Origin of the sequence: Cohnella sp. GbtcB17 (assembly GCF_019091135.1) — a bacterium.
Classification (GTDB): Bacteria; Bacillota; Bacilli; order Paenibacillales; family Paenibacillaceae; genus Cohnella.
The window spans coordinates 1-241 of record NZ_JAGXJW010000419.1; the positions used below are offsets into that span (position 1 = coordinate 1).

General features: G+C 64.3%; 1 protein-coding gene. It reads left to right on the top strand.

From position 1 onward, the window contains the following. On the top strand, positions 1-241 hold a 241-nt coding region (locus tag KVT38_RS34085; protein ID WP_217598128.1), incomplete at both ends, for a UTRA domain-containing protein.

The window sequence follows — 241 nt, forward strand, 5'->3', positions numbered from 1 at the left end:
CTGGCAAGCGGTTCGAGTGGCGACTGCGCACGGCAAGGTACAAAGCGTGACGCACAATGTTCAGGTGCCAGACCTCGGGCTGCGGCACCGCAAGCGCGACCTGAACAAACGGCCGATGGTCGCGATTCTGCGCTCCGAAGGCGTCCAGGTAAAGAAGATCCGCTGGAACATCCAGGCCACGACACCGCCTCCGGTCGCCGCACGGTACCTCGGGGTCAGCCTGGACAGCCCCGTCTTGATG